The organism is Vreelandella sp. 2A-K22 (genome assembly GCF_054065485.1).
This window is the reverse complement of record NZ_JBSUGC010000023.1, coordinates 19,511-44,044: the sequence shown is the minus strand read 5'-3', so window position 1 is coordinate 44,044 and position 24,534 is coordinate 19,511. Positions and strand designations below refer to the sequence as shown.

General features: G+C 53.8%; 23 protein-coding genes. 21 read left to right on the top strand and 2 right to left on the bottom strand.

Annotated features, from left to right (window positions below):
- Positions 1 to 130: 130 nt before the first annotated feature.
- On the bottom strand, positions 131 to 787 hold the full coding sequence (locus ACW17M_RS22960; RefSeq protein WP_009288657.1) for a histidinol-phosphatase: 657 nt from the start codon (positions 785 to 787) through the stop codon (positions 131 to 133).
- 234 nt (positions 788 to 1,021) lie between these two features.
- On the opposite strand from ACW17M_RS22960, the gene rppH reads away from it, so the two are divergent.
- Both rppH and ptsP read left to right on the top strand, forming a co-directional pair.
- Positions 1,022 to 1,513, top strand: a complete 492-nt coding sequence (gene rppH, locus ACW17M_RS22955; protein WP_022519684.1) for an RNA pyrophosphohydrolase — start codon at positions 1,022 to 1,024, stop codon at positions 1,511 to 1,513.
- 88 nt (positions 1,514 to 1,601) lie between these two features.
- Positions 1,602 to 3,863: a phosphoenolpyruvate--protein phosphotransferase gene (gene ptsP / locus ACW17M_RS22950; RefSeq protein WP_027958836.1), complete on the top strand. Its 2,262-nt coding sequence runs from the start codon at positions 1,602 to 1,604 to the stop codon at positions 3,861 to 3,863.
- Between the two features lie 16 nt (positions 3,864 to 3,879).
- On the opposite strand, the gene ACW17M_RS22945 is transcribed toward ptsP, so the two are convergent.
- The gene (locus tag ACW17M_RS22945) at positions 3,880 to 4,680 is read right to left on the bottom strand and encodes an NRDE family protein (RefSeq protein WP_041157936.1); all 801 of its coding nucleotides are present in this window, start codon (positions 4,678 to 4,680) and stop codon (positions 3,880 to 3,882) included.
- Positions 4,681 to 4,865: 185 nt separating this feature from the next.
- On the opposite strand from ACW17M_RS22945, the gene ACW17M_RS22940 reads away from it, so the two are divergent.
- The 19 genes from ACW17M_RS22940 (at position 4,866) to rfbC (ending at position 24,520) form a co-directional block, all read left to right on the top strand.
- Entirely contained in the window at positions 4,866 to 6,092 is a 1,227-nt protein-coding gene (locus ACW17M_RS22940) for a response regulator (protein WP_009288660.1), read from the top strand.
- Complete coding sequence (locus ACW17M_RS22935; protein ID WP_457548168.1) at positions 6,089 to 6,886, top strand: sulfite exporter TauE/SafE family protein; 798 nt, start codon at positions 6,089 to 6,091, stop codon at positions 6,884 to 6,886. The genes ACW17M_RS22940 and ACW17M_RS22935 overlap by 4 nt, the downstream gene beginning before the upstream one ends.
- Before the next feature lie 67 nt (positions 6,887 to 6,953).
- A complete protein-coding gene (lgt, locus tag ACW17M_RS22930; RefSeq protein ID WP_155705751.1) occupies positions 6,954 to 7,748 on the top strand; it encodes a prolipoprotein diacylglyceryl transferase in 795 nt (264 codons plus the stop codon).
- Between the two features lie 274 nt (positions 7,749 to 8,022).
- Complete coding sequence (locus ACW17M_RS22925) at positions 8,023 to 8,796, top strand: thymidylate synthase (RefSeq protein ID WP_053857259.1); 774 nt, start codon at positions 8,023 to 8,025, stop codon at positions 8,794 to 8,796.
- Positions 8,793 to 9,350 (top strand): dihydrofolate reductase, encoded by a 558-nt coding sequence (locus tag ACW17M_RS22920; RefSeq protein ID WP_190373552.1) that lies wholly within the window; start codon positions 8,793 to 8,795, stop codon positions 9,348 to 9,350. Before ACW17M_RS22925 ends, ACW17M_RS22920 begins: the two co-directional genes overlap by 4 nt.
- A 20-nt stretch (positions 9,351 to 9,370) precedes the next feature.
- Positions 9,371 to 10,192: a ProQ/FINO family protein gene (locus tag ACW17M_RS22915; RefSeq protein ID WP_457548167.1), complete on the top strand. Its 822-nt coding sequence runs from the start codon at positions 9,371 to 9,373 to the stop codon at positions 10,190 to 10,192.
- A 264-nt stretch (positions 10,193 to 10,456) separates the two neighbouring features.
- A complete protein-coding gene (locus tag ACW17M_RS22910; RefSeq protein WP_457548166.1) occupies positions 10,457 to 11,512 on the top strand; it encodes a porin in 1,056 nt (351 codons plus the stop codon).
- Positions 11,513 to 11,751: 239 nt separating this feature from the next.
- A complete protein-coding gene (locus ACW17M_RS22905) occupies positions 11,752 to 12,777 on the top strand; it encodes a porin (RefSeq protein WP_457548165.1) in 1,026 nt (341 codons plus the stop codon).
- Between the two features lie 271 nt (positions 12,778 to 13,048).
- Positions 13,049 to 13,456: a DVU3141 family protein gene (locus ACW17M_RS22900; RefSeq protein WP_039860910.1), complete on the top strand. Its 408-nt coding sequence runs from the start codon at positions 13,049 to 13,051 to the stop codon at positions 13,454 to 13,456.
- Complete coding sequence (locus ACW17M_RS22895) at positions 13,456 to 15,189, top strand: polysaccharide biosynthesis/export family protein (protein WP_039860911.1); 1,734 nt, start codon at positions 13,456 to 13,458, stop codon at positions 15,187 to 15,189. The genes ACW17M_RS22900 and ACW17M_RS22895 overlap by 1 nt, the downstream gene beginning before the upstream one ends.
- A gap of 154 nt (positions 15,190 to 15,343) precedes the next feature.
- A complete protein-coding gene (locus tag ACW17M_RS22890) occupies positions 15,344 to 16,156 on the top strand; it encodes an ABC transporter permease (protein WP_233975244.1) in 813 nt (270 codons plus the stop codon).
- A gap of 3 nt (positions 16,157 to 16,159) precedes the next feature.
- Positions 16,160 to 17,260: a chain-length determining protein gene (locus tag ACW17M_RS22885; protein WP_233975243.1), complete on the top strand. Its 1,101-nt coding sequence runs from the start codon at positions 16,160 to 16,162 to the stop codon at positions 17,258 to 17,260.
- 529 nt (positions 17,261 to 17,789) lie between these two features.
- Positions 17,790 to 19,247, top strand: a complete 1,458-nt coding sequence (locus ACW17M_RS22880) for an MBL fold metallo-hydrolase RNA specificity domain-containing protein (protein WP_457548164.1) — start codon at positions 17,790 to 17,792, stop codon at positions 19,245 to 19,247.
- A 61-nt stretch (positions 19,248 to 19,308) separates the two neighbouring features.
- Positions 19,309 to 19,659 (top strand): four helix bundle protein, encoded by a 351-nt coding sequence (locus ACW17M_RS22875; protein WP_083868871.1) that lies wholly within the window; start codon positions 19,309 to 19,311, stop codon positions 19,657 to 19,659.
- An 87-nt stretch (positions 19,660 to 19,746) separates the two neighbouring features.
- Positions 19,747 to 20,655 (top strand): ABC transporter ATP-binding protein, encoded by a 909-nt coding sequence (locus ACW17M_RS22870; protein WP_190373543.1) that lies wholly within the window; start codon positions 19,747 to 19,749, stop codon positions 20,653 to 20,655.
- A gap of 58 nt (positions 20,656 to 20,713) precedes the next feature.
- A complete protein-coding gene (locus ACW17M_RS22865) occupies positions 20,714 to 21,889 on the top strand; it encodes a dTDP-glucose 4,6-dehydratase (RefSeq protein ID WP_457548163.1) in 1,176 nt (391 codons plus the stop codon).
- Between the two features lie 123 nt (positions 21,890 to 22,012).
- Positions 22,013 to 22,906, top strand: a complete 894-nt coding sequence (gene rfbD / locus ACW17M_RS22860; RefSeq protein WP_457548162.1) for a dTDP-4-dehydrorhamnose reductase — start codon at positions 22,013 to 22,015, stop codon at positions 22,904 to 22,906.
- Positions 22,907 to 22,988: 82 nt separating this feature from the next.
- Positions 22,989 to 23,903, top strand: coding sequence for a glucose-1-phosphate thymidylyltransferase RfbA (rfbA, locus tag ACW17M_RS22855; RefSeq protein WP_009288279.1), 915 nt, complete (start codon positions 22,989 to 22,991; stop codon positions 23,901 to 23,903).
- 68 nt (positions 23,904 to 23,971) lie between these two features.
- On the top strand, positions 23,972 to 24,520 hold the full coding sequence (gene rfbC, locus ACW17M_RS22850) for a dTDP-4-dehydrorhamnose 3,5-epimerase (RefSeq protein ID WP_176316360.1): 549 nt from the start codon (positions 23,972 to 23,974) through the stop codon (positions 24,518 to 24,520).
- Positions 24,521 to 24,534 lie beyond the last annotated feature (14 nt).

The following is a 24,534-nucleotide window of genomic DNA, read 5'->3' as shown; positions in this document are numbered from 1 at the left end:
CGATTCACGATTCACGATTCACGATTCACGATTCACGATTCACGATTCACGATTCACGATTCACGATTCACGATTCACGATTCACGATTCACGATTCACGATTCACGATTCACGATTCACGATTCACAACTCAATCCCGCAAACTCATGATCCGCCACTGGCGTTCTTTGGCGATTTCGCGCAGGGTGTCGTCGGGGTCGACGGCGACGGGGTGCTCGACTATTTCTAACAGCGGCAAATCATTGTGCGAGTCGCTGTAGAACCACGCGCCTTCCATGGTCAGGTCTTGATCTTCCAGCCACTTTTCTAAGCGGGTGACTTTGCCTTCGCGGTAGCTGGGAATGCCCGAAACGCGCCCCGTGTAGCGGCCCTCTTTGACCTCCGGGTTCACCGCGATTAAGTGATCGACCCCCAAACGCTCGGCAATTGGGGCGGTAATGAAGCGGTTGGTGGCGGTAATAATCAGCAGCGTGTCGCCTTTGGTGCGGTGGCGTGCCAGAAGCTCTTCGGCTTTGGGCAGAATATTGGGTTCGATCTTGCTGGCCATGAACTGCTGGTGCCACGCTGAAAGTTGTTCCGGCGAGTTATCAGCCAGCGGTTTAAGCGCCATCTCCAAAAAAGCAGCCATATCCAGGGTGCCCGCGTTGTAATCAGCCATGAAGCGCTCATTGGCTTCCCGGTAGGCAACCGGGTCGACTGCCCCTTGTTCGAGTAAAAACTCGCCCCAGGCATGATCGCTGTCGATGGATAGCAGCGTATTATCCAAATCGAATATGGCCAGACTCACGGCGCTCCCCTTTTTTAGTCAGTGGATAGTAGACAGTCGTTAGTGCTCAAAGACGCTAGTTAGGCAAATAGCGGACGCGGATTATCGCAGAGTCGCCATGTCATTCCCACCAACGCACGTTCTTCGCTCCATGCTGATACGCAACCATTCATCACTTAGCGTTATATTGTATTGATACGCTTGTCACCCTTGTGGAAAAATGGGGACAACTGAAAATTTATTAAGGTGATGTCCGTGATCGACGCTGACGGCTTTCGCCCCAATGTTGGCATCATCATTGCCAATAGCCAGGGGCAGCTGCTTTGGGCGCGTCGGGTAGGACAAAATGCGTGGCAATTTCCCCAGGGGGGCATCAATGCAAGCGAGACGCCACAACAAGCACTTTTTCGTGAACTTTACGAAGAGATCGGCCTAACCGCCGACGATGTTGATATTGTTGCCTGCACCCGGGGCTGGCTACGCTACCGTCTGCCACGACGTATGATTCGCACACATTCGCGTCCGGTCTGTATAGGCCAGAAGCAGAAGTGGTTTTTACTTAAAATCCGTTGCCAGGAAAGCCAGATCTGTATGACGGCAACCCCAACCCCCGAGTTTGATGGGTGGCGTTGGGTGAGCTACTGGTACCCGCTAGGGCAGGTAGTGCCTTTTAAACGAGAGGTATATCGGCGCGCGCTGCGGGAGTTGTCTCCCCGCGTTCAGCGTCTGGCACAGGATGACGATTAGGGCGATTGGCCGCTGCCCAGGGTAGGGCGGCAGCAGTCTGCCAGAAAATTCCTCAGCGAGGCAAATAATAGTGAAAAGTAAAACGTCCATGCTTGAGGTGTTGCGCCGGGTGATTCAGGAAGTGAACGGCGCGCGCACCCTCGACGCCGCGCTGTCCACGATGGTACGCCGAATTCGTAAAGCGATGCAGACTGATGTGTGCTCCTTCTACCTTTACGACAAGGAGCTTGAGTCGCTGGTATTGATGGAGACCATTGGTCTGCGCACTCAAGCCGTAGGGCGCGTAGTACTGCCGTTAGGTGAAGGCCTGGTGGGCTTGGTGGCCAAACGCAGCGAGCCGCTTAACCTCGAAGATGCCCAGACCCACCCGCAATTCCGCTACTTTGAAGCCACCGGTGAGGAGCGCTACTCCAGCTTTTTGGGTGTGCCGATTATTCATCAGCGCCACATGCTGGGCGTATTGGTGGTTCAGCAAGCCGAAAAGCGCCGCTACGACGATGAGGACGAAGCCTTTCTGGTCACCATGGCCGCGCAGTTGGCTGGTGTGCTGGCGCATGCTTTAGCCACGGGCAACCTGCTGCGCCCGGCGCTTGCCGGAGGGCAGGCAATGTTTAAAGGCGTTGCTGCCTCGCCTGGCATGGCCATGGGGGAAGCAGTGGTGATTACCCCGCCCGCGGATTTAAACAGCGTGCCGGATCTGATACCCCGCGATCAGGATTATGAGGTCGCCCGCCTCAAAGAAGCCATTGGCAAAACCCGCAACGAAATTCGTGCCGCGGCCGAACGTTTGGCAAGCAGGATCTCTGCCCAAGAGCTGGCGCTGTTCGATGTTTATCAGCAGATGCTCGGCGAAGCCGCGCTGGCTGATGAAGTGGAAAAACGCATTCGCGAAGGCCAGTGGGCACCAGGCGCTCTGGCCGATGTAGTGCGTCGTCACGTCCAGTATCTGGAGCGGGTAGACGACAACTACCTGCGTGAGCGAGCGGCAGATATTCGTGATCTTGGCCGCAGGGTACTTGCGCATCTGCAAGAAGATACCCCATCCACGCCGGAAACCTACCCCGATAACGCTATTTTGGTCGGTGATGAGATCAGCGTGGCCATGCTGGGTGAAGTCCCCCGCGAAAAGCTCAAAGGGCTGGTCTCGGTACGCGGTTCCAGCACGTCCCATGTGGCGATTGTCGCTCGGGCCATGGGCATCCCGACAGTGCTGGGCATGGTGGATTTACCGCTGCCGCGCCTAGGCGGGGCGCCGGTGGTGCTGGATGGCCACCGTGGTCGCCTGTTTGTGCGCCCGGCGCCTGAACTTACGGCCCGTTATGAAAGTCTGATCGCCGAAGAAGAGGCGCTCAGCGAACTGCTTGAGCACGAGCAGGATCTGCCCAGCGCCACGCCCGACGGTCACACGATGCCGCTCATGGTCAATACCGGGTTAGCGGTAGATGCCACCGCGCTGCTTAAAAGCCGTATCGGTGGAGTGGGCCTCTATCGAACCGAAGTGCCGTTTATGATTACCGAACGCTTCCCCGGCGAGAAAGAGCAAACCAAGCTTTATCGTGAGCAGCTCGAAGGCTTTGCCCCGTTGCCGGTGGTGATGCGCACATTGGATATCGGCGGTGACAAGGATCTGCCCTATTTCCCCATTGAAGAGGCGAATCCGTTTCTAGGCTGGCGCGGTATGCGGGTAACGCTGGATCACCCGGAAGTGTTAATGGTGCAACTGCGCGCCATGCTCAAAGCCTCAATCGACCTGGATAACCTCTACGTTCTCTTCCCGATGATTACCAACGTCGAAGAGGTCGATGAAGCGCTGCGCCTGCTGGATCGCGCCATTTTAGAGCTGGGCGAAGAAGGGATTACTGTCGTCAGACCTAAAGTGGGCGTGATGATTGAAGTGCCCGCCACTATCTATCAAATGGACGCGCTGGCGAAGCGAGTCGACTTTTTCTCCGTGGGCAGCAACGATCTAACCCAGTACTTGCTGGCGGTAGACCGTAACAACCCGCGCGTATCGAGTCTTTACGATGCGCTGCACCCGGCGTTGCTCGGCGCTCTGCTGGAACTTGCTAACGATGCCACGCGGCTCGATAAGCCCATTTCGCTCTGTGGTGAATTGGCCGGAGACCCGGCTGGAGCGCTGCTGCTCATGGCCATGGGCTTTACCAGTCTTTCCATGAATGCGCCAAGCCTGCCCAAAGTGCGCGCGGCCATTCGCCGGGTGCCGTTCAGCGATGCCGAGCAGTTGCTCAAAGAAGTGATGGAACTAGACACCCCTGCCCAGGTGCATACCCATCTAGAGGGACGCATGGATGAGTGGCAGCTATCGCACCTGATGCCGCCCCGTGACTAACTTTTTTTTGCAAATACTAGAAAGTGGATTCAAGCGAACTGCTGGGCAACGCTAAAGAGGTTTCACCCTCAAAGCGCCCCAGCGGCCCAAAGCGCTGTTCGGTAACTTCGATGTGCCCGTCGCTATCCAGAGTGAGCCACGAGGTGGCGCGGGTGCCATAGCGCTCGCCGACAATAAACGCCGCTGAAAGCTGGCGCTCCAATTCAAGCCCCACGCCGGTATCCGGCAACTCCTCGATAGCCGCTTCTTGTGGATTTTGCATAGCGCGCTGAACGCCACTAGGCCATGCCTGGAACGGGTCTGGTTGTAAAAGAGTGTGCTCAAGCGCAGTGCGTACGTGTAGAAGCTTTGGCCAGGGTGAGTTGAGATCAGCGTTGGAGAGGCCATGAACCCCGGGAGCTACCTCAGTGAGAGCCAGACGATCTCTGCTGCGGTGTAGGTGCCAAAGCCGTTGGGGCGTGGCGACCAATAAATTAAAGCCCGCGTAGCGCATTGCCTCGCCCTGGCTGAGCGCAGTTAGCCACGCTTCTATATCGCTACATTGCAGGGCATCGGCGACCAGCTCCCCCCTGCTTGGCGCGCCGGATGGGGTGCCCAATTGCGGGTCACGTACGTTGGTTAACGCGGCCACAACACCGCCGCGCTTGGCTGCCAGCCACGAGCCACCGGCCTCTAAATCGCGGCCACCGACAATGGCCGAGTTATCTTGCCACTCACCCAGCGGCGCGGTGGGGCGCGCATGGAACTCATCACGGTTACCCATTAGCCGCAAAGGCATGGGGGTGCCGGGTTGCCAAGCAAACGATATCAAGCACATAACAAACTCGCAGGCGAAAAGGATGAAAAACGTTCAACGCAAGAGCCGCATGACAGTAACGAAGCGTAGACGTACACTGACATTAGTATCATGTTTGTAGCATAAATCGTCACACCGAATGGGTGTGGGGCCTTAAACAGCGGTCACGTTATCAGCGGCCATACGGCCAATAGGAAGGCGAGATCATGCAGCGCTATCAAAGGGAGCACTTTTGGAATGCCATTGTTTGGCCTCTGCTGTGGCCACTGCTGCTTGTGCAAGCAGCATTAATCGTGCTCTGCGTGGTGGTTGGCGCCATGATGTGGTGGATGTCGCCCAGCTACGTCTCTTGGAGCACCATGTTGTGGCTAATGGCGGCGCTGCTTATCGGCAGCAGTTTGAATGTCGGCGCCTTCCTGATGTTGGTTAAAGCGCATGCTCGGCGTCAAGATAATCGCTTTATGCAAGAACTCACCGAACTTGAACGGCACAGTCAAGCACTATGCGCTACCGCTGCGCGTTCACTGCCCGAGCATAAATGTTCCCCGCCGGATGTCGCCGACGAATCTCATCTACCCCTTCAGCGGCTGGCCAGCGTTAATGAAATCCTCGCCGGTCTTGAGCGCTGCATGCACTGCTCCCAAGTGGCCACTGCCGCTACTAAGAACACCCGGCAGGAGCATGAGCAAACCCTGCTGGACGATCTTCAGCACCAGCAACGGCAGCTCAAGCACTTGATCGCCGGTCGAGAAAGGGCACGGGAAGAGTCACGATTAAAATCAGGCTACTTAACGCTGCTGCAGCGTGAAACGGATAGCTTGTTAGACCATTTAAACAGCATGGTTGATAAAGAGCTCACCGATAACGGTGGGCAAAATATCATGGAAGTGTATGAGCACCTATCGGATATCCGCGCGCTACTGACCAATCTTGTTCAACAAAGCGCTGAGGGAGGAGTTGAACCAGGTTCTGAACAAAATTCTTTGAGTGGTGAGGCACAAGGGAGGAGTGGTGATCGCCCGGGGGCGCCGCGCACTTTACGCGTATTGGTCGTCGACGACGGGCCGGTAAATTTGATGCTGGCCCGGCAGATGCTGGAAACCCAGGGCCTACAGGTGGAAGGCGCTAGCAGCGGTGAACAGGCGTTGGAACGCCAGCAAAACGCGATATTTGATCTGGTATTTATGGATATTTTTATGCCCACTCTGGACGGGCTTGAAACCACCCGGCGCTGGCGCGAGTACGAGCGCAACCATGGCGTTAGTCAAAGCGTGTTGGTCGCACTAACGGCCAACGTCGACAATGCCGGGCGCGACGCCTGTCTAGCCGCCGGTATGGATGACTTACTTGCCAAGCCTTACCAACCCCAAACCCTCATGAATATGATTGCTTACTGGTTTCCAGGCACGATTGAAGCGGTTCCGTCTGAATGACCATCGTCACGGCGCTATCGATTTATTTAACCTTAGGCGCCGTTGCGGGCACCATGGCAGGTGTATTTGGCGTGGGTGGTGGGCTCATTATCGTTCCTGTCTTGGTCTTCGCCTTTGGTCTGCAGAACATCGCCTCTGAAATTGTCATGCATTTAGCCATTGGCACCTCTCTCGCTACCATTCTCGTCACCGGCTCATCGTCCACCCTTGGCCATTATCGGCGCGGCAGCATTCACCGTGGGTGGCTTAAAGCGTTGCTGCCTGGCTTAGTATTAGGTTCCATCGCTGGGGCGTTTATTGCCGACAACCTCTCCGGCACGTCGCTGGGAACTATGTTTGGCATCTTTGTTCTACTCATTGCCGCTAAAATGGTGTTTGGATTAACGCCTAAGCAGGGCAGTGCCTCACCCGGCAAATGGATAATGACGCTCGCCGGTGGCGTGATCGGCGCTGTTTCAGCACTGTTCGGGATTGGCGGAGGCGCCATGACAGTACCGCTACTATCACGCTGTGGCGCCAGCATGACTCAAGCGGTGGGCACGGCAGCGGCGGTAGGGCTACCCATCGCGCTGGTGGGGGCTCTGGCGTTTATCGTGGTGGGCTGGGGTAATCCTCTGCTGCCCGCCTGGACAACTGGCTTTGTTATGTGGCCAGCGTTTTTCAGTATCGTGGTCACCAGCGTTCCATTTGCCCGCTTAGGCGTTAAACTTGCCCATGTTTTGCCCGCTCATGTGCTACGTCTCTCCTTCGCGTTACTGTTGGCAGTGGTAGGGGTTCGCTTCCTACTCTCCTAGCCTGTAACCGTTTTACGTGCTGATTGGGCGTCTTGCATATTTCCTTTGGTCAGATTAGAGAGTGTAAATGATTAATTACCCAACGATTGACCCAGTGGCTATCTCCTTGGGGCCGCTGCAAGTCCATTGGTATGGCCTTATGTATGTGGTGGGATTTGTCGCCGCCTGGTGGCTTGGCTGTCGGCGCGCATCGCGTATTGGTCTCAATAATGACGATATCGGTGATTTGCTCTTCTACTGTGCCATCGGTGTCGTGGCTGGAGGGCGCTTAGGGTACGCGCTGTTCTACGGGCTAGGGCAGTGGACAGCCGACCCGCTGTGGATCTTCCGCGTATGGGATGGCGGTATGAGCTTTCACGGCGGCCTACTCGGGGTGCTCCTCGCCGCCTGGATATTCGCTCGGCGTAAGCAGTTGGCTTTTTTAACGCTCACCGACTTTATCGCTCCTCTGGTACCGATTGGCTTGGGTGCTGGGCGTATCGGTAATTTTATTAATCATGAGCTACCGGGCCGCATGACCTCGCTTCCTTGGGGCATGCCGTTTCCCGGCATGGGGCCTGAGCCGCGTCATCCATCAGCGCTCTACGAGGCGCTGTTAGAAGGCGTCGTGCTGTTCGCCATTCTGTGGTGGGTCTCCGCCAAGCCGACTTCACGAGGCTTTTTATCCGGGCTGTTTTTAGTCTGCTACGGCGTGTTCCGCTTTATGGTCGAATTTGTCCGCATGCCCGACGCTCACATCGGCTTTATCGCCTTCGGTTGGGTCACAATGGGCATGCTGCTCTCGCTTCCCATGATCGCGCTGGGCCTCGTCATCATCGCCTGGTCACGCTCCCAGCCTGTGGACGTAAAACTTTCAAACTAAAGCACCGCGGTGCTGTTAATTGGGCGCCAAGCGCTACAGGAGTTTGCTTCCACACAGTTGTGTGCATGCGTGATTTAGTAGCGCGTGGTAAGCCCCAGGCGCACCCGCGAAAGCATCGCGAAGCGGTGCCGGGGTTAACTGGATAACGCTAACAGGCCGGCATTGCTAGACCGGGCAGCTATGGGCGCCTAGAATAAACCGCTACATCGCCTGTTAATTTGGAAATTCTGTGACTGCACCAACGCCCGCGCTTGAGCAACCCTATTTAGACTTGATGCAAACCGTTTTGGAGCATGGCGTTGACCGCCACGACCGTACAGGCGTCGGCACGCGCTCCGTGTTTGGCCATCAAATGCGCTTTGATTTATCGCGTGGTTTTCCACTACTGACCACCAAAAAACTCCACCTGCGCTCGATTATTCACGAACTCCTGTGGTTCCTGAAAGGCGACACCAACATCGCCTACCTAAAAGAGAACGGCGTGCGGATTTGGGACGAGTGGGCGGATGAAAACGGCGATTTAGGCCCCGTTTACGGCTACCAGTGGCGCAGCTGGCCCGACCCAAAAGGTGGCAGCGTTGACCAAATTGCCAAGGTGCTCGGTCAAATTCGCACCACACCCCAATCCCGCCGCCTGATTGTTTCTGCATGGAACCCAGCCCAGGTCGATGAAATGCAGCTACCACCGTGCCACTGCCTGTTCCAGTTCTATGTGGCCAATGGCAAGCTGTCGTGCCAGCTCTATCAGCGCAGCGCCGACATTTTCCTCGGCGTGCCGTTTAATATCGCCAGCTACGCTTTACTACTGACCATGGTCGCCCAGGTGACCGGCCTGCAGCCGGGTGAATTTATCCACACCCTAGGCGATGCGCACCTGTACAGTAACCACCTTGAACAGGCCAAAGAGCAGCTATCGCGTACGCCTAAGGCGGCGCCTAAGCTGGTGCTCAATCCAGAGGTAGACGACCTGTTCGCATTCCGTTTTGAAGATATTCACATTGACGCTTACGAGGCGCACCCGCACATCAAGGCCGAGGTAGCGGTATGAGCCAGCAAAACGATACGAGTAACCAAAACGGCGCTTTCGACTCTCTGGTGCCGGTGGCAATGATCGTTGCCATGGCTAAAAATCGTGTGATCGGCGTAGACGGCAAGTTGCCCTGGTACCTGCCCGAAGATTTAAAGTTCTTCAAACGCATTACCCAGGCAAAACCGCTGGTCATGGGGCGTAAAACCTACGCTTCCATTGGCAAGCCGTTGCCTAATCGGCTTAATGTCGTTGTCACCCGCAACGCCGAGTTTTCCCACGAAGGCGTACGCGTGTGCCACGACCTGCCTGCAGCGCTAGAGCTAGCCGACCAGCACGCCACCATAGAAGCGGCGGAAGAGATCATGGTAATGGGGGGCGGAGAAATTTACCGCCAGGCGCTTCCCTTTGCCCAGCGGCTTTACATAACGGAAGTGGACATAGAGGTAGAAGGCGACGCAACGTTTCCTGACTTCGACCCCAGCGAGTGGCAAGAAGTACAGCGCGTAGCGGGGCAGCCAGCAGAAGGGCAGCCAAGTTATGATTTCGTCGTTTACGAGCGCATCGCCGACTAAAAAGGGCAAAGGAGAAGGCTATGGCCGCCAGCTTAATGAATATATTAGATGATTTAGAAGCGCGTCTTGAACGCACACAAGCTGAGCTACATGCCCTGCGTGAAGAAAACCAGCGGCTAAAGCAGCAATTGGCATTGAAAAGCGCCCAATCGCAAAGCGTGCCAAGCTCCGAAGCCACGACTAAAATAGACAATGAAAGACATAGCGAAGAAGCTGTCGATGCAAAGGTTCTCGACCCAAAAGCGCCTGAAACGCCACCACCCAGCGAAGTAGCGCCAGATCAGGTCGAGCCAGTAGAGTCCAAGCCAGAAGAAGCCAAACCAGAAGCAAAAGTTGAATCATCGGCTACCGCTGAAACGGCCAAAGCACCTTCACCGCACGCCCTGTTGAATCAATGGTACGAGCGCTACCCCAAGGCGTTTTTTAAAGGCCACACAAAGCCCTTAAAAGTTGGCATTCATCAACAGCTTGCAGAGCGCGAAGAGTGGCCTAATAAGCTAATTCGTCGAGCCTTGGCCAACTACGTGAACCTCCCGCGCTATATAAAAGCAGTGCGCGAGGGCGCCGAACGGGTAGATTTGGATGGTCAACCCGCAGGCAAGGTAGATAAAGAAGCGGCGCTACACGCAGCAGAAAAACGTGGTGATCAGAAAGTAGCTGGGCAGCCAAAAAAAGCGCAACCTAAACCATCGTCTGCCGCTAAAAACAGCCGTCAAGAAAAACCGAAACAGCCTGATTTAGCGCCGGATGCAGAACCGAAGGCAGAAAAAGGTGAGCCGCGTAAGTCGCTTAGCTTGGAAGACAAATTGTTAGATTTACAGCAGAAATTCAAAGGCCGCTGAGACCGGGCCCAGCAGCAGGGGTTCCATAAAAAAGCACAAATAGTAAAAAAACACTGTTTTTTTCTATTGCGTTCCCTGGAGTCCCGGTATAGAGTTTGTTCTGCGAGCATTGGACTATAACAAGGCTTAGTTGAGGACGTGCCGCATACCACCGGGAAAAACCGGCGGATGGCAAAAGAGCATGGCCCGCAAAAGCCAACTGCCAACTTATTAAGAGTTGAGCAGCAACGATCGAAACAGTATACGAGTTAAGGAACTTACATCATGAAAAAGACACTTTTAGCGACTGCTATCGTTGGCGCCCTGGGTGCCTCTGCTGCAGCCCAAGCTGCAACTGTATATGACCAAGACGGCACCAAGCTGGACATTTATGGCCGTATCGCCATGGGTGTCGCTGGTGGCGGCCCTGAATTCAACAACGCTGGTCAAGAAATCGATGACGGCGCTGAGTTCGTAGACGTTTACTCACGTCTTGGCCTGCGCATGAGCCATGAAGTTTCACGTGACCTGACTGCTTTCGGTCGTCTTGAGTGGCGCTTCCGTGGCGACGAGCGTTACACCGAATCTGGCTTCACAGAAATCCGTCAGAGCTACCTCGGTCTGCAAAGCGACCAGTACGGTACTTTCCAAGCGGGTAACTTCGACAGCTTCTACAACCAGTTCGTTTCTAAGCCGTTCGATGTTTACATCGATCGCGGTTTTGAATTCGCTGGTCACCCGAAACAGTCGCGTGGCGACTCTATCGGTTACTACACGCCTGACCTGAGCGGCTTCACTGCTTACTTGCAAGCTAAGCACTACAGCGAGCGCGGCCTGACTGAAGCTCAGCAATCTTCTGAAGGTGAAGTTGTTGCAGCACAGGGTGGCGTACGTTACGCACAAGGCCCGGTCACCATCGGTCTGGGTTTTGTTGATGACGTTCAGCGTGGCGGCGGTAACGGCGAAGTGCTGTACGGCTTGATCGGTTCTTACGACTTCACTGACCAGTTCTCTGCACGTCTGGGCTATGAAACTCGTGACAACAACGACAGCTATGCTCTTCGTGGTGCAAACGACGAAAACGGCTACGATAAAGTTGGCTTAGGTGGTACTTTCACCACTGGTCCTTGGGCATTCACTGCTGACTACTACAACGTAGATCGTGAAACTCAGGACGACAGCAATGCATGGGCGTTTGGTTCTTACTACAACGTTTCCAGCAACTTCGACGTTTTCCTAGAGCTAGCTGACGGCGACGCGCCGACTGTTGATCGTGACGTTACCCTTGGTGACCTGACCGACGACGTATACTGGCTGACAGGCGCTCGTTACCACTTCTAAGCCTGGTTTAATTACCACGCATGAAGGGTTAACTGCCTAGCAGAACCAAATAGAACCGGCCTCTTTAGAGGCCGGTTTTTTTTTTGCTTTTTTGCCAACAATATTGATTAATACAAATAAGAATTGTTTTCCTTTAAAGCTAGCTTGATATTGTATAACATTGTTTCGCTGCATATAGCTGAGAATAGCTGAATAGCTAAAGCAGCGAACAAGATTAGCGTATCAAGGGATTATTTCTAATGCAGAAGAAGCAGTTAGCGGTGGTTGTAGCAAGTCTGTTAAGTATCTCCTCGGTTCAAGCCACAACACTTTATGATCAGGACGGCACGAAGCTGGATATTTACGGCCGTATTGCCATGGGTATTGCGGGCGGTGGCCCTGAGTTTAATAGCGCTGGCAATAAAGTGGATGACGGCGCGGAATTTATTGATGTCTACTCCCGCCTAGGGTTTCGAATGAGTCATGCGGTTACTTCAGACCTAACGGCATTAGGACACTTGGAGTGGCGGTTTACTGGCGATGAGCGCAACACGGATCAAGGGTTCAACGAAATACGACAAAGCTACATCGGTTTATCAAGTAAGCAGTATGGCACGTTGCTGGCAGGTAATTTTAATAGCATGTATGCCCAGTTTGTCTCGCTGCCGTTTGATGTTTATCAAGACCGGGGATTACTGTTTAAATCATCGGGTTTGCAGTCTTGGGGTGATTCAATTGCTTACTACACGCCTGAGCTGAACGGCTTCACTTCTTTTCTCCAGGTTAAGCACTACAGTGAGCGGGGGTTAACGGCTTCAGAGCAGAGTAGTGAAGGTGAGGTTGTTGCCGCACAAGGTGGTATTCGCTATCAGCAAGGCCCATTCAGAGTTGGGTTTGGTGCAGTGGAAAACGTAGTGCGTGGTGGTGGCAGTGGAAATGGTGAAACGCTGTATGGCCTTATTGGGGCATACTCGCTATCTGATCAGCTATCAATGCGCTTAGGTGTTGAGACTCAAGACAACAGCGATACTTATGGCAAAGGGTTCGAAACGGTCGGCCTAGGTGGTACCTACTCCACAGGGCCCTGGGCTTTTACCGCAGATTACTACAATGTAGACCGTGACGAAGGCGAGGAGAGTAACGCCTGGGCTGCAGGCGCTTACTATAAAGTCACCAATGCATTTGACGTGTTCGTAGAGCTAGCCGATGGTGATGCGCCAAGCATGCGAAAAGAAAGTTCGGCAGACAGGACATATTGGCTGACAGGCGCACGTTATCACTTCTAACGTCGTTTTAAAGAATTTGTTTATATCAAAACGGCCACATTTATGTGGCCGTTTTTTTGCTTTTCAATGGCTGTTATTCTCACAATAAGAATGAATAGGTTGTACAAGAGCTGTCTATGTAGAGCCGCTGGCGGTATTCCCCTACAATGGGCGGCTGGCAAAAGTGCTTTGCGCTTGTGCCAACCACTTTCATCCACCCAGAGAAGTAGGGCAAGGGAATACGCCCGTTATAATCCCTGGGCGGTAGCGTGCCTTTTATTTGGAAATAACTATGTCGATATCTCAACGTTCAGTGGTCTCTCCAGCACGCATGCTGCTGGCAGCGCTGAGTTTAGCCGTGGTGAGTGGTTGTGCCTCGTACCCCTCCAGCTCAGCTCAGCAAGAAGCGCAGTATGTATTGAATAACGACCCGGCCACCTTGCTGCAAGACGACAACCTCAATGGCTTTTTAACACAGGCTCCCGCAGGTGCCGTGATTAATGTTCCAGACAGCCCATGGGGTAATAATGTCGAGATTGTGGCTGACGCCGCCTACCTTGCCGCCAGTGGGCGCGAGTGTCGCAAGCTAAGAGTAGTAGCCGTCGACTCCAATAACGCGCGTTCTGCACTCGTCTGCAAAACACCCAATGGTTGGGTTAATCAACGCGTTGTGGCACAAACAACACAGGGGCGCAATTAATGAAAGTGACCACACTGCTTGACCGCGCTACGCTAAATCGCTCGTTAGCCGTTGCTTCCATAGCGCTTGTCAGCGTTTTTGCAGTGCCCAACACATGGGCGCAGGCGCTAAGCCTTTCCGACAGCATTTTACCTGAGCAGGCTAACCAGCAAGGCAGCCTGCAGCAGCAAGAAGTCAATGATACACCCCGAGCCAACTGGGATAGCGGCACATATGGCCCGGTTTCGCCCAAGGTACAAGATCCCGATGCGCTACCGCCATTTGGCGCCAACTTATTCACAGGTGGGTTTCGTGGCGCGATGGGGGATGGTCTCAACCCTGACTACCGGATTAAGCCCGGCGACCAAGTCACGGTTCGCGCCTGGGGCGCATTTGAACTTGATCGCGTGTTACCCGTCGACGCCCAAGGAAATATTTTCATTCCTGGCTCAGGGCCGCTCAAAGTAGAAGGGCAGAGCAGCCAACAAGTTGATGCCAGCGTGCGTCAAGCCATTACCTCGGTATACCCAGATAACGTCCAGGTCTATACCAACCTGCAAGGTGTGCAGCCCGTAGCCGTCTACGTCACCGGCTATGTTGAAAACCCCGGCCGTTACGCGGGCACACCCAACGACTCCCTGCTCTATTTTCTGGATCAGTCTGGCGGCATAGATCAAGACCTAGGCAGCTATCGTCAAATTCGTGTAATGCGCGACGGTCGCAATGTCGCCACCGTCGACCTCTATGACTTCTTGATCAACGGCAATATACCCCGCCCGCAATTTCAAGATGGCGACACCATCGTAGTCGAAGAGCGTGGCCCCGCAATTGCGGTAGGTGGAGATGTTCACCGTGAATACCGTTATGAAATGACAGGCACAAGTTTGAGTGGCGCTGAGCTGGTAAATCTAGCGCGGTTAAGAAGCGGTGTTTCACACGTTTTGCTACGTGGTGACCGTGAAGAAGGACCTATTGCTCAATACTTCCCCATTGATATGTTTGCCGGCCAAACGATCCGCAGCGGCGACGAAGTGCTGTTCAGCTCAGATAAGCGCAGTGAAACCATCGTTGTGGAAGTAGAAGGCAGCTATTACGGCCCTTCACGGTACGCACTGCCGAGGGATGCTCGTTTAAGCGAACTACTAGACGCCATCGCCGTGCCAGAAAACATGACCGCCGTGGAAAGCATCTCAATACAGCGTGAAAGTGTTAAAAAGCAGCAAGCGCAGTCCCTTGAAGAGAGCCTACGCCGTCTAGAGACAACCTATCTAGGCGCACCCTCCAGCACCAATGAAGAAGCGCAGATTCGTGTACAAGAAGCGGAGCTGATTCAGGACTTCATCTCTCGTGCCAGTGAGTTAGAACCCAGTGGCCGTTTAGTCGTCGCTTACGATGGGCGCATTTCTGATATTCGCCTGCAGGATGGCGATGTGGTCACTATTCCGGAAGTGAGTGACTCCATGCTGATAAGTGGTGAAGTGCTTGTGCCCCAAGCCGCTGTTTATCGCCCAGGCATGAGCGTGATCGATTACATTGAAGGCGCAGGCGGCTTCACCGACCGTGCAGATGACGACCATATTCTTGTGGTTCGCCAGAATGGTGCCGTTGAGAACGCCCGTAACGTGAACCTGCGTCCCGGCGACGAAATCCTCGTCATGCCCGCTGCTCCCACGCACAACCTTCAGCTAGCCTCTACGCTAACGCAGATCCTCTACCAGATTGCCGTAGCAACCAAAGTAGCGGTTGATCTGTAATAGGAGAAGGGTGAGGAGTGAGGAGTTAGGGGGTTGGAGTGAAGAGTAAGGAGTGAGGGGTGAAGAAAGTCCCTCTCACACCTCACAATTTACACCTCACCCCTTACCCTTCACCTCTCACCCCTTACACCTCACTTATTCAAGAAGTAGCGCTATGGATAACGTAAACAGCGGCCCACGGCGGAGTGCACGTACACCGTGGCAAGTCACGCGCAGCGTGTGGTACGCGATGTTCATGCGCGAAGCCATTTCGCGCACCATGTCGGATCGCATGGGCTGGTTTTGGATGATCTTCGAGCCAGTCGCCTTTGTCGCCATTATGGTAGGCATTCGTAGCTTTGTTAGTGGCGATCGTCTGGTAGTGAATGCCGAATTTATCCCTTGGATGATTACGGGCTTAATGGGCTTTTTTCTAGTGCGGGAAGGAATGATGCGGGGGATGGGCGCCATTAATGGCAACAAAGCCCTGTTCGCTTACCGGCAAGTGCTGCCCGTAGACCCCGTGCTTGTACGCAACTTTCTAGAAGGCATGCTGCGCAGTTTTATCTTCCTGCTCTTTATATGCGGTGGGCTAATGCTGGGGTTAGATCTCTACCCAGATAACGTCATTAGGGTGATGGCTGCCTGGCTTTCGTTATGGAGTCTAGGGCTTGGTTTAGGATTGATAACCTCAGTAGTGGCAACATTGATACCCGAGCTTGGTCGGGTGATAACCATGCTCTCTTTACCGCTGCTAATAATCTCTGGGGTGATTTTACCGCTTAATGCCTTGCCCCACTGGTTGTTGGAATACCTGATGCTTAACCCAATACCTCATGGCCTCGAAACGCTGCGCCTGGGCTTTTTTGACAAGTACCAAGTCGTCCAGGGTACCAGCATGCTCTACCTCTGGCTCTTTACATTTACGCTAATCGCCCTGGGGCTATTGATGCACCTGCGCTTTATTGATCGATTGAAGGCACAATAAACTATGCAACGTTCTTTTCGTCATTTTATAAAAACATCGCCACACTGGGCCGTGGCGATAGTCGCGATAGCTTTGGTCTCGTTTTATTGGTTTGTATGGGCGGAAGATCGCTATGTTTCCCGCGCAACAGTGGTGCTGGAAAGCCCGCAGGTAGCAACGCCAGAATTTAGCCTATCTTCAATTATGGGCAGTGGCGGTGGGGGAAATACCCACGATCTGTTGCTGCTGCGTGAGCACTTACTCTCTGTAGACATGCTGCGCTTACTGGACGAAAAGCTGAATCTGCGTGAGCACTATTCTGAGAATGGAGATATTTTCGCCAAACTGCTTAACCGTGATGCCCCCATTGAAGATTTGCACCAATACTACTTACGCCGGGTAGAGGTAGAGCTGGATGAGTATGCAGGCGTGCTCAATATACACGTGCAGGCGTATACGCCAGAGTTTGCCCATGACATGGCCACGCTGCTGCTGGAAGCAGGTGAAGACCATATGAACGAAATGGGGCATCGTCTAGCGGATGAGCAGGTGAAATTTTTAGAGCAGCAAATGGTTCGACTTGAAGAGCGCTTTGAAGAGACCCGGGCCAAGCTGCTTGAATTCCAAAACGAATATGGTTTGGTTTCACCAACCGCAACGGTGGAAAATATTAACCAAGTGGTGGCAACACTTGAGGCTGATCTAGCCCGCCTGCAAGCGCAGCGCAGCGCATTAGCCAGCTTCCAAAGCTCCCAGTCTTCTGAATTGCGCCAAGTCGAGCGTAATATCACCGCATTGCGCGACCAAATTATTGAGCAGCGTGATCGAATCGCCCAAGCTTCAGGCGACTCGCTCAACAGTGTGTCAGCGCAATATGAAACACTAGAACTGCAGGCACAGTTTGCTCAGGAAACCTACTCAAGTGCGCTGGCTGCGTTAGAAAACACCCGCTTAGAAGCTGCCCGCCAGCTCAAGCAGGTAAGCGTGCTGCAAAGCCCGCTATTCCCGGAGTACCCCACAGAACCCAATCGGCTCTACAACAGCAGCGTATTCGCTATCATCACCATCTTCCTCGCCTTTATCTTCAGCATGCTGATGATGATCATCAAAGATCACCGCGATTAAGTTGGGGTGAAGGGTGAATGGTGAATGGTGAATGGTGAATCGTGAATTGTGGAGAGCCACGTAGCGCGTGGTAACGAGTCTGCGAGGAACGAGCAAACGAGGCACCCGCGGGAGGCGTCGGAACGACGCCCAATGGCACAGAGCCAAAGCCCCGGCACCGCTCCGCGCTGCTCCCGCGGGTGCGCCTTAGGCTTACCACGCGCTACTAAATCACGCATGCATAGAACATGGTGGAAGCACGCCCAACGGCACATAACCAAACCCCGGCACCGCTTCGCGCTGCTTTCGCGGGTGCGCCTGGGGCTTACCACGCGCTACTAAATCGCGCATGCACAGAACATTGTGGAAGCACGACCCGTAGCGCGTGGTAACGAGAAAGCGAGTTCAGCGAGCTTTTGAGGCACCCGCGGGAGGCGTCGGAACGACGCCCAAGGGCACATAACCAACCCCAGCACCGCCCCACACTGCGACCGTGGGTTCGCTGAAGCCAAACGCCTCACACCTCACAATTCACCACTAACGGTTTCACATGCTCGACATCATTCACCACGGCGGGGCCACTGGGGTAACTGGCAGCTGTCACCAACTGCTACTCAATCGACACGAATCCCTACTGGTGGATTGTGGCCTCTTCCAAGGGGAAGACGCCGCGGAAGACAGCTTCGAGCAGCTGCAAATTGAATTCGATATCAGCACCGTTAAGGCGCTCATCATTACCCACGTCCATATTGACCACGTGGGCAGGCTGCCTTACTTACTGGCGGCGGGTTTCGCCGGCCCGATTATCTGCTCGATCCCCACGGCCAAGCTGCTGCCCCTGGTGATTGAAGATGCGCTAAAAATTGGCTTCACCCGCAACGCCCAACTGATCGAGCGCTTTCAAGCGCAGCTCGAAAAGCAAATCGTTAGCGTGCCCTACGGCAAATGGCACAACATAGGCAGGGTAAGCGAAGTAAGCGGCCACACCGGCGCTAGCGCAGGCACAGCTGAAAATGCAGAGATAACTGAAAGCGCAGGCACCACACGGGTAAAACTAAAACGGGCAGGGCACATTCTAGGTTCCAGCTACGTTGAAGTGAGCTACCAGGATGCTGAGACCGGTGAAAAAGAGCGCATCGTATTCTCCGGCGATTTAGGCGCCCCTTACGCACCGCTACTACCTGCGCCTAAATCCCCCTACGGCTGCGACCAACTGGTACTCGAAAGCACCTATGGCAACCGCCAACACCCAGACCGCCGCCAGCGCCGCGCCACCCTAAAAGCCGCCGTAGAGCAAGCACTTGCTAACGGTGGCACGGTGATGGTGCCTGCGTTTAGTATTGGCCGCACCCAAGAGCTGCTCTACGAGCTAGAAACTATTATTCATCAAGCGCGCTCGCCGCAATGGCAGTCACTGGAAATCATTGTCGACTCACCGCTAGCAGCACGTTTTACAAAGGTTTACCGCGAGCTAAAACCCTACTGGGATAAAGAAGCCCAAGGACGCCTGCGCAGTGGCCGCCATCCACTCAACTTCGCCAATATCTACACCGTGGATAGCCACGCAGAGCACGAGCAAACCGTTGAATATCTGGCCAAAACAGGCCGACCGGCGCTAGTCATTGCCGCCAGCGGCATGTGTGCAGGCGGGCGAATCATGAACTACCTAAAAGCCATGCTCGGCGATGAACGCCACCAAGTGCTGTTTGTGGGCTACCAAGGCGCAGGCACCCCAGGGCGGGATATACAGCAATACGGCCCACAGGGCGGCTGGGTAACTATCGACGGCGAACGGTTTGATATAAAAGCGGGCGTTGCCACCATCAGCGGTTACTCCGCCCACGCAGACCAAAAAGACCTGCTCAACTTCGTAAAACGCATGCGCCGCTGGCCCCATACCATCCGCCTGGTACATGGTGAACAAACCGCCCGCGCAGCGCTCAAAGTTGAACTCGAAACTCTTTATCACCGAAAAGGCAAGCAGGTGAAAGTGGTGAATGGTGAGTAGTGAGTAGTGAGTAGTGAATTGTGAGGGGTGAGTTGGAAATGCTAAGTGGTGAGGGGCGGTAATGAGGAAGCATCAGGAGTTGCGTGTATGGCAACAAGCTATGGATATGGTAGAACAAATTTATCAAATCTCAGCAGCATTTCCTGATGAGGAGAAATATGGACTTACTAGTCAGATGAGACGGTCAGCAGTATCCGTACCCAGTAATATCGCTGAAGGTGCAGCAAGAGGTAGTTCAAAGGACTATATTCGCTTTTTGTATATTGCACGAGGTTCTCTAAGTGAACTCGAAACACAGCTGCTCATTGGGCAGCGCCTTAGCTATGTAAATGATGTAACTCCTACTATCGAGTTAATTCACCAAGTTTCTGGCTTACTCGGTGGTTTAATACGTTACTTACAAAATCGATAATTACTCACGACTCACGACTCACGACTCACGACTCACGACTCACGACTCACGGTTCACCATTCACCACTCACAATTCACAAACCAAAAATGATTGAAATCAAAAATCTCTACAAACGCTACCACAACCACCACGGCAGCGATTGGGTGCTTAAAGACATCAACCTCACGATCCCCAAAGGGGTGAGTGTCGGCTTGATTGGTGCCAACGGTGCGGGTAAATCCACGCTGCTGCGTTTAATTGCCGGTATGGATACGCCAGAGCGCGGCGAAGTCATTCGCCACACCCGCGTTTCCTGGCCCGTAGGGCTGTCGGGCGGTATGCAAAGCAACATGACCGGTCGCCAAAACGTCAAATTCGTAGCCCGTGTTCAGGGCAGTGGCTCAGAAGAGGTGGCGCGAATAATCAAATTTGTCGAAGACTTCGCTGAAATAGGCGAAGCCTTTGACGAACCGATCCGCACCTACTCTTCAGGCATGCGATCGCGTATTTCATTTGGCCTCTCTTTAGCGTTCGATTTCGACGTCTATATCTCCGATGAAGCCACCGCCGTTGGCGATAGATCTTTCAAAGCCAAAGCAAAAGAGCTATTCGAATCGAAAGTGGGCCAATCATCGCTAATCATGGTGTCTCACTCGGAAGGCATTTTGAAGGATTTATGCCAAGCCGGTGTTTACTTAAAGCACGGGACTGCGCACTGGTACGATGACGTAAACGAAGCTATCGCTGCCTACCATATTGATGTAGATGCTAAAAACGACGGCACCGCACTGCCTACCGATGTGCCCAGTGCCAGAAAACACCTGCAAGAATGTCATCAGGTGCTTAAAGCCGCACAGGAAAACCTAGAGGATTATCGAGAGCGCCAAGCGCCACAGCAAGACATTGCCATTGCTCATCAAGAAGTTCAAAAGGCGGTAAAAGCATCGAAAATTGCGCGCGAGCACCTGGAAATGCTGGAAGAGCAGCAGCGCAAGGCAAAACGTAAATCTGCCTAGTGTTTAAAGATATCAGGCCACAGCGAAAAGCCCATTAACATCGGCTATTAAGAGAACTATGAACACCAAAACCTTTTTAATTACCGGTGGCGCAGGCTTTATCGGTTCTGCAGTAGTGCGGGAACTTATTCAAAACACTGCCCATAAGGTGGTGAACGTAGACAAACTTACCTATGCAGGCAATTTAGAATCCCTGGCAAGCGTTGAAGCCAATGAGCGCTACATCTTTGCCCAGGCCGATATTTGCGATGCACAGGCCATGCAACAACTGTTCGAGCAGCACCAGCCTGATGTGGTGATGCACTTAGCGGCGGAGAGCCACGTAGACCGCTCCATCGATGGCCCGGCAGAGTTTATTCAAACCAATGTGGTGGGCACTGCCGTACTGCTGGAAGCCGCACGCGCTTATTGGAATAGCTTGGAAGGCGAGCGTCGCAACGCTTTTCGATTCCACCATATCAGTACGGATGAGGTTTATGGTGATTTGGCTGAATGTGAGGAGTCAGGAGCGAGGAGTGAGGAGGAAAACTCACCCCTCACAAGCGCGCAGCGCGCTCACGCCTCACTGTTTACAGAAACGACACCCTATGCGCCCAGCTCGCCTTATTCAGCGAGTAAAGCCAGCTCTGATCACTTAGTGCGCGCCTGGCAGCGTACGTATGGCCTGCCCACGCTAGTCACCAACTGCTCGAACAACTACGGCCCGTTCCATTTCCCGGAAAAGCTGATTCCGCTGATGATTCTCAACGCCCTAGCCGGTAAGCCGCTTCCGGTGTACGGCAATGGCCAGCAGATCCGCGATTGGCTGTATGTAGAAGACCACGCCCGCGCATTGATCAAAGTCGCCACAGAAGGGCAAGTAGGCGAGACCTACAACATCGGCGGCCACAATGAGCAAACGAACCTGCACGTGGTGGAAACCATCTGTGAGATTCTGGATGATTTAGCGCCGAGTGAGGTGTTAGGCGTGAGGAGTGAGGAGAGCCCCTCACAAGCGCAGCGCTCACCCCTCACTACTTACAAAGATTTAATTACCTTCGTCACTGACCGCCCCGGCCACGACCTCCGCTACGCCATCGACGCCAGCAAAATCGAACGCGAGCTAGGCTGGGTACCAGAAGAAACCTTTGAAACCGGCTTACGCAAAACCGTGCAATGGTACCTCGCCAACGAAACCTGGTGGAAACGCGTCCAAGACGGCAGCTACCAAGGCCAACGCCTAGGGAATGTATAGGATTGTACAAGCGCCCGAATTGTCAGTTTTTCGTAGCGCGGCGTAAGCGTTAGCGCACCCGCGAAAGCAGCGCGAAGCGCTGCCACATGCACGAACTTTCTACGTGTATAAAAAGGATCCCCAATGAATATCTTCATTACCGGCGGCAACGGCCAGGTCGGCTTTGAGCTACAACGCCAATTTTCCCTATTCGGTAATGTGTTAGCCCCTACACGGCATGAACTTGATTTAACAGATGCCAATGCAGTAGACGCCTACTTGGCTGAACACCAGCCTGCGTTGATCCTCAACGCAGGCGCTTACACAGCGGTTGATAAAGCCGAAAGCGAACCAGAGCAAGCCAAACGCCTCAATGCCGAGCTGCCAGCACAATTAGCCGAGTATGCGGCCAAGCACAATATTCCGCTGGTGCACTACTCTACTGATTACGTCTACCCAGGGGATGGTGAAACACCTTGGCAGGAAGACAGCCCCACGGCACCGCTGAGCGTATATGGCAAAACCAAGCTGGAAGGCGACCAAGCGGTTACCCAAAGTGGCTGCCAACATCTAATTTTCCGCACCAGCTGGGTATACGCCGCCCGCGGCAATAACTTTATGAAAACCATGTTGCGTCTGGGCCGCGAGCGCGATGCACTTAGCATCGTCAACGACCAAATAGGCGCGCCCACACCCGCACGCCTAATCGCCCAAGTCACCGCGCTAGCGTTCACGCCTCACAATTCACCCCTCACCCCTCACATAACATCAGGCATCTACCACCTGGCGCCAAGAGGGGAAACCAGCTGGCATGGTTTCGCCAGCGAGATTTTCAAGCAAGTACAGGCACTTGGCGAAGAGTTAGCGATCCAATCCGGCACCGTGAGTGGCATACCCACCGTGGAATTTCCAACTCTTGCCCAGCGCCCGCTCAACTCACGTATGCGCCTGACTAAACTTGAGGCCGCGCTTGGTGTCACATTACCGGTTTGGCAACACCAGCTAGCGCTAACGCTTGCAGAATGCTGTGAGGCGTGAGGGGTGAAATGTGAGGAGTAGACCTCCCACCTCACCCCTCACGCCTCACAACTACTACTTGTTTCATCACGGATGATAGACCATGACCACCTCACACCTCACACCTAACCCTTCACAAAGAAAGGGCATTATTCTAGCCGGTGGCTCCGGCACTCGGCTGCACCCCATTACCCGCGGTGTATCCAAGCAGCTCCTACCCATCTACGACAAGCCGATGATCTACTATCCGATCTCGGTGCTCATGCTAGCGGGCATTCGTGAAATACTGATTATTTCCACGCCAGAAGACCTCCCCCAATACCAGAACCTACTCGGCAACGGTGAAGATTTTGGTATCAGCCTGCAGTACGCCGAACAACCAAGCCCGGATGGCCTCGCCCAAGCATTTATTATCGGTGAAGAGTTTATTGGCGAAAGCCCCGTCTGCCTGGTGCTAGGCGACAATATCTTTCATGGTCAGCACTTTTCAGACCAACTAAAGCGAGCTAGCCAGCAGGCTAGCGGTGCCACCGTATTTGGTTACCTGGTTAAAGACCCAGAGCGCTTTGGCGTGGTGGAGTTTAACGAAAACGGCAACGCGATCTCCATCGAAGAAAAGCCGCAAAAACCCAAATCCGCGTATGCCGTTACCGGCCTTTACTTCTACGATAACGATGTCGTTGAAATTGCCAAAGCCGTAGAGCCTTCCGAACGTGGCGAGCTGGAAATCACCAGCGTCAATAACGCCTATTTAGAGCGTGGCGACCTGCGCGTTGAACGCTTGGGCCGCGGCTTTGCCTGGCTAGATACAGGCACTCACGACAGCCTGCTGGAAGCCAGCCAATACGTGCAAACCATTGAGCACCGTCAAGGCCTCAAAATCGCCTGCCTGGAAGAGATCGCCTGGCAACACGGCTGGATCGATGACGACCGCTTAGCCACACTCGCCAAGCCCCTCGCCAAAACCCAGTACGGCCTATATCTCCAACGCCTTTTAAAAGTGAAGGGTAAAACGTGAGGAGGGAGGAGTCTTGCTCCTCGCTTTTAACGCCTCACACCTAACTCTTCACCTTTCACGAGCTATCTATGCACTACGAAAAACTCGCCATTCCCGATCTAGTCCTGCTCACTCCCAAAGTATTTGGCGACGAGCGGGGCTTCTTCATGGAAACCTTTCGTCAAAGCGAATTTGAAATCCACTGTGGTAACTACCAGTTCGTTCAGGACAACCACAGCAAGTCCGTTCAAGGTATTTTGCGGGGCCTGCACTACCAATATAAGCAGCCCCAGGGAAAGCTAGTACGCGTTACCCAAGGGGAAGTATTCGATGTCGCCGTTGATATGCGCAAGAGTTCACCGACGTTCGGCCAGTGGGTAGGGGTAACCTTAAGCGAAGAGAACAAGCAGTTGCTGTGGGTGCCGCCTGGGTTTGCCCACGGCTTTTATGTGACCAGTGGAACAGCCGAGTTCCAGTACAAATGTACTGATTACTACGCGCCTGGTGACGAAGTGAGCATTTGTTGGAATGACCCTCAACTCGCGATTGAGTGGCCGCTAGTAGAGGGCAAATCGCCCCAGGTATCAGATAAAGATGCCGATGGTGTGCTGCTTAACGAAGCCCCACAATTTACATAACAAGGAGCCAATAC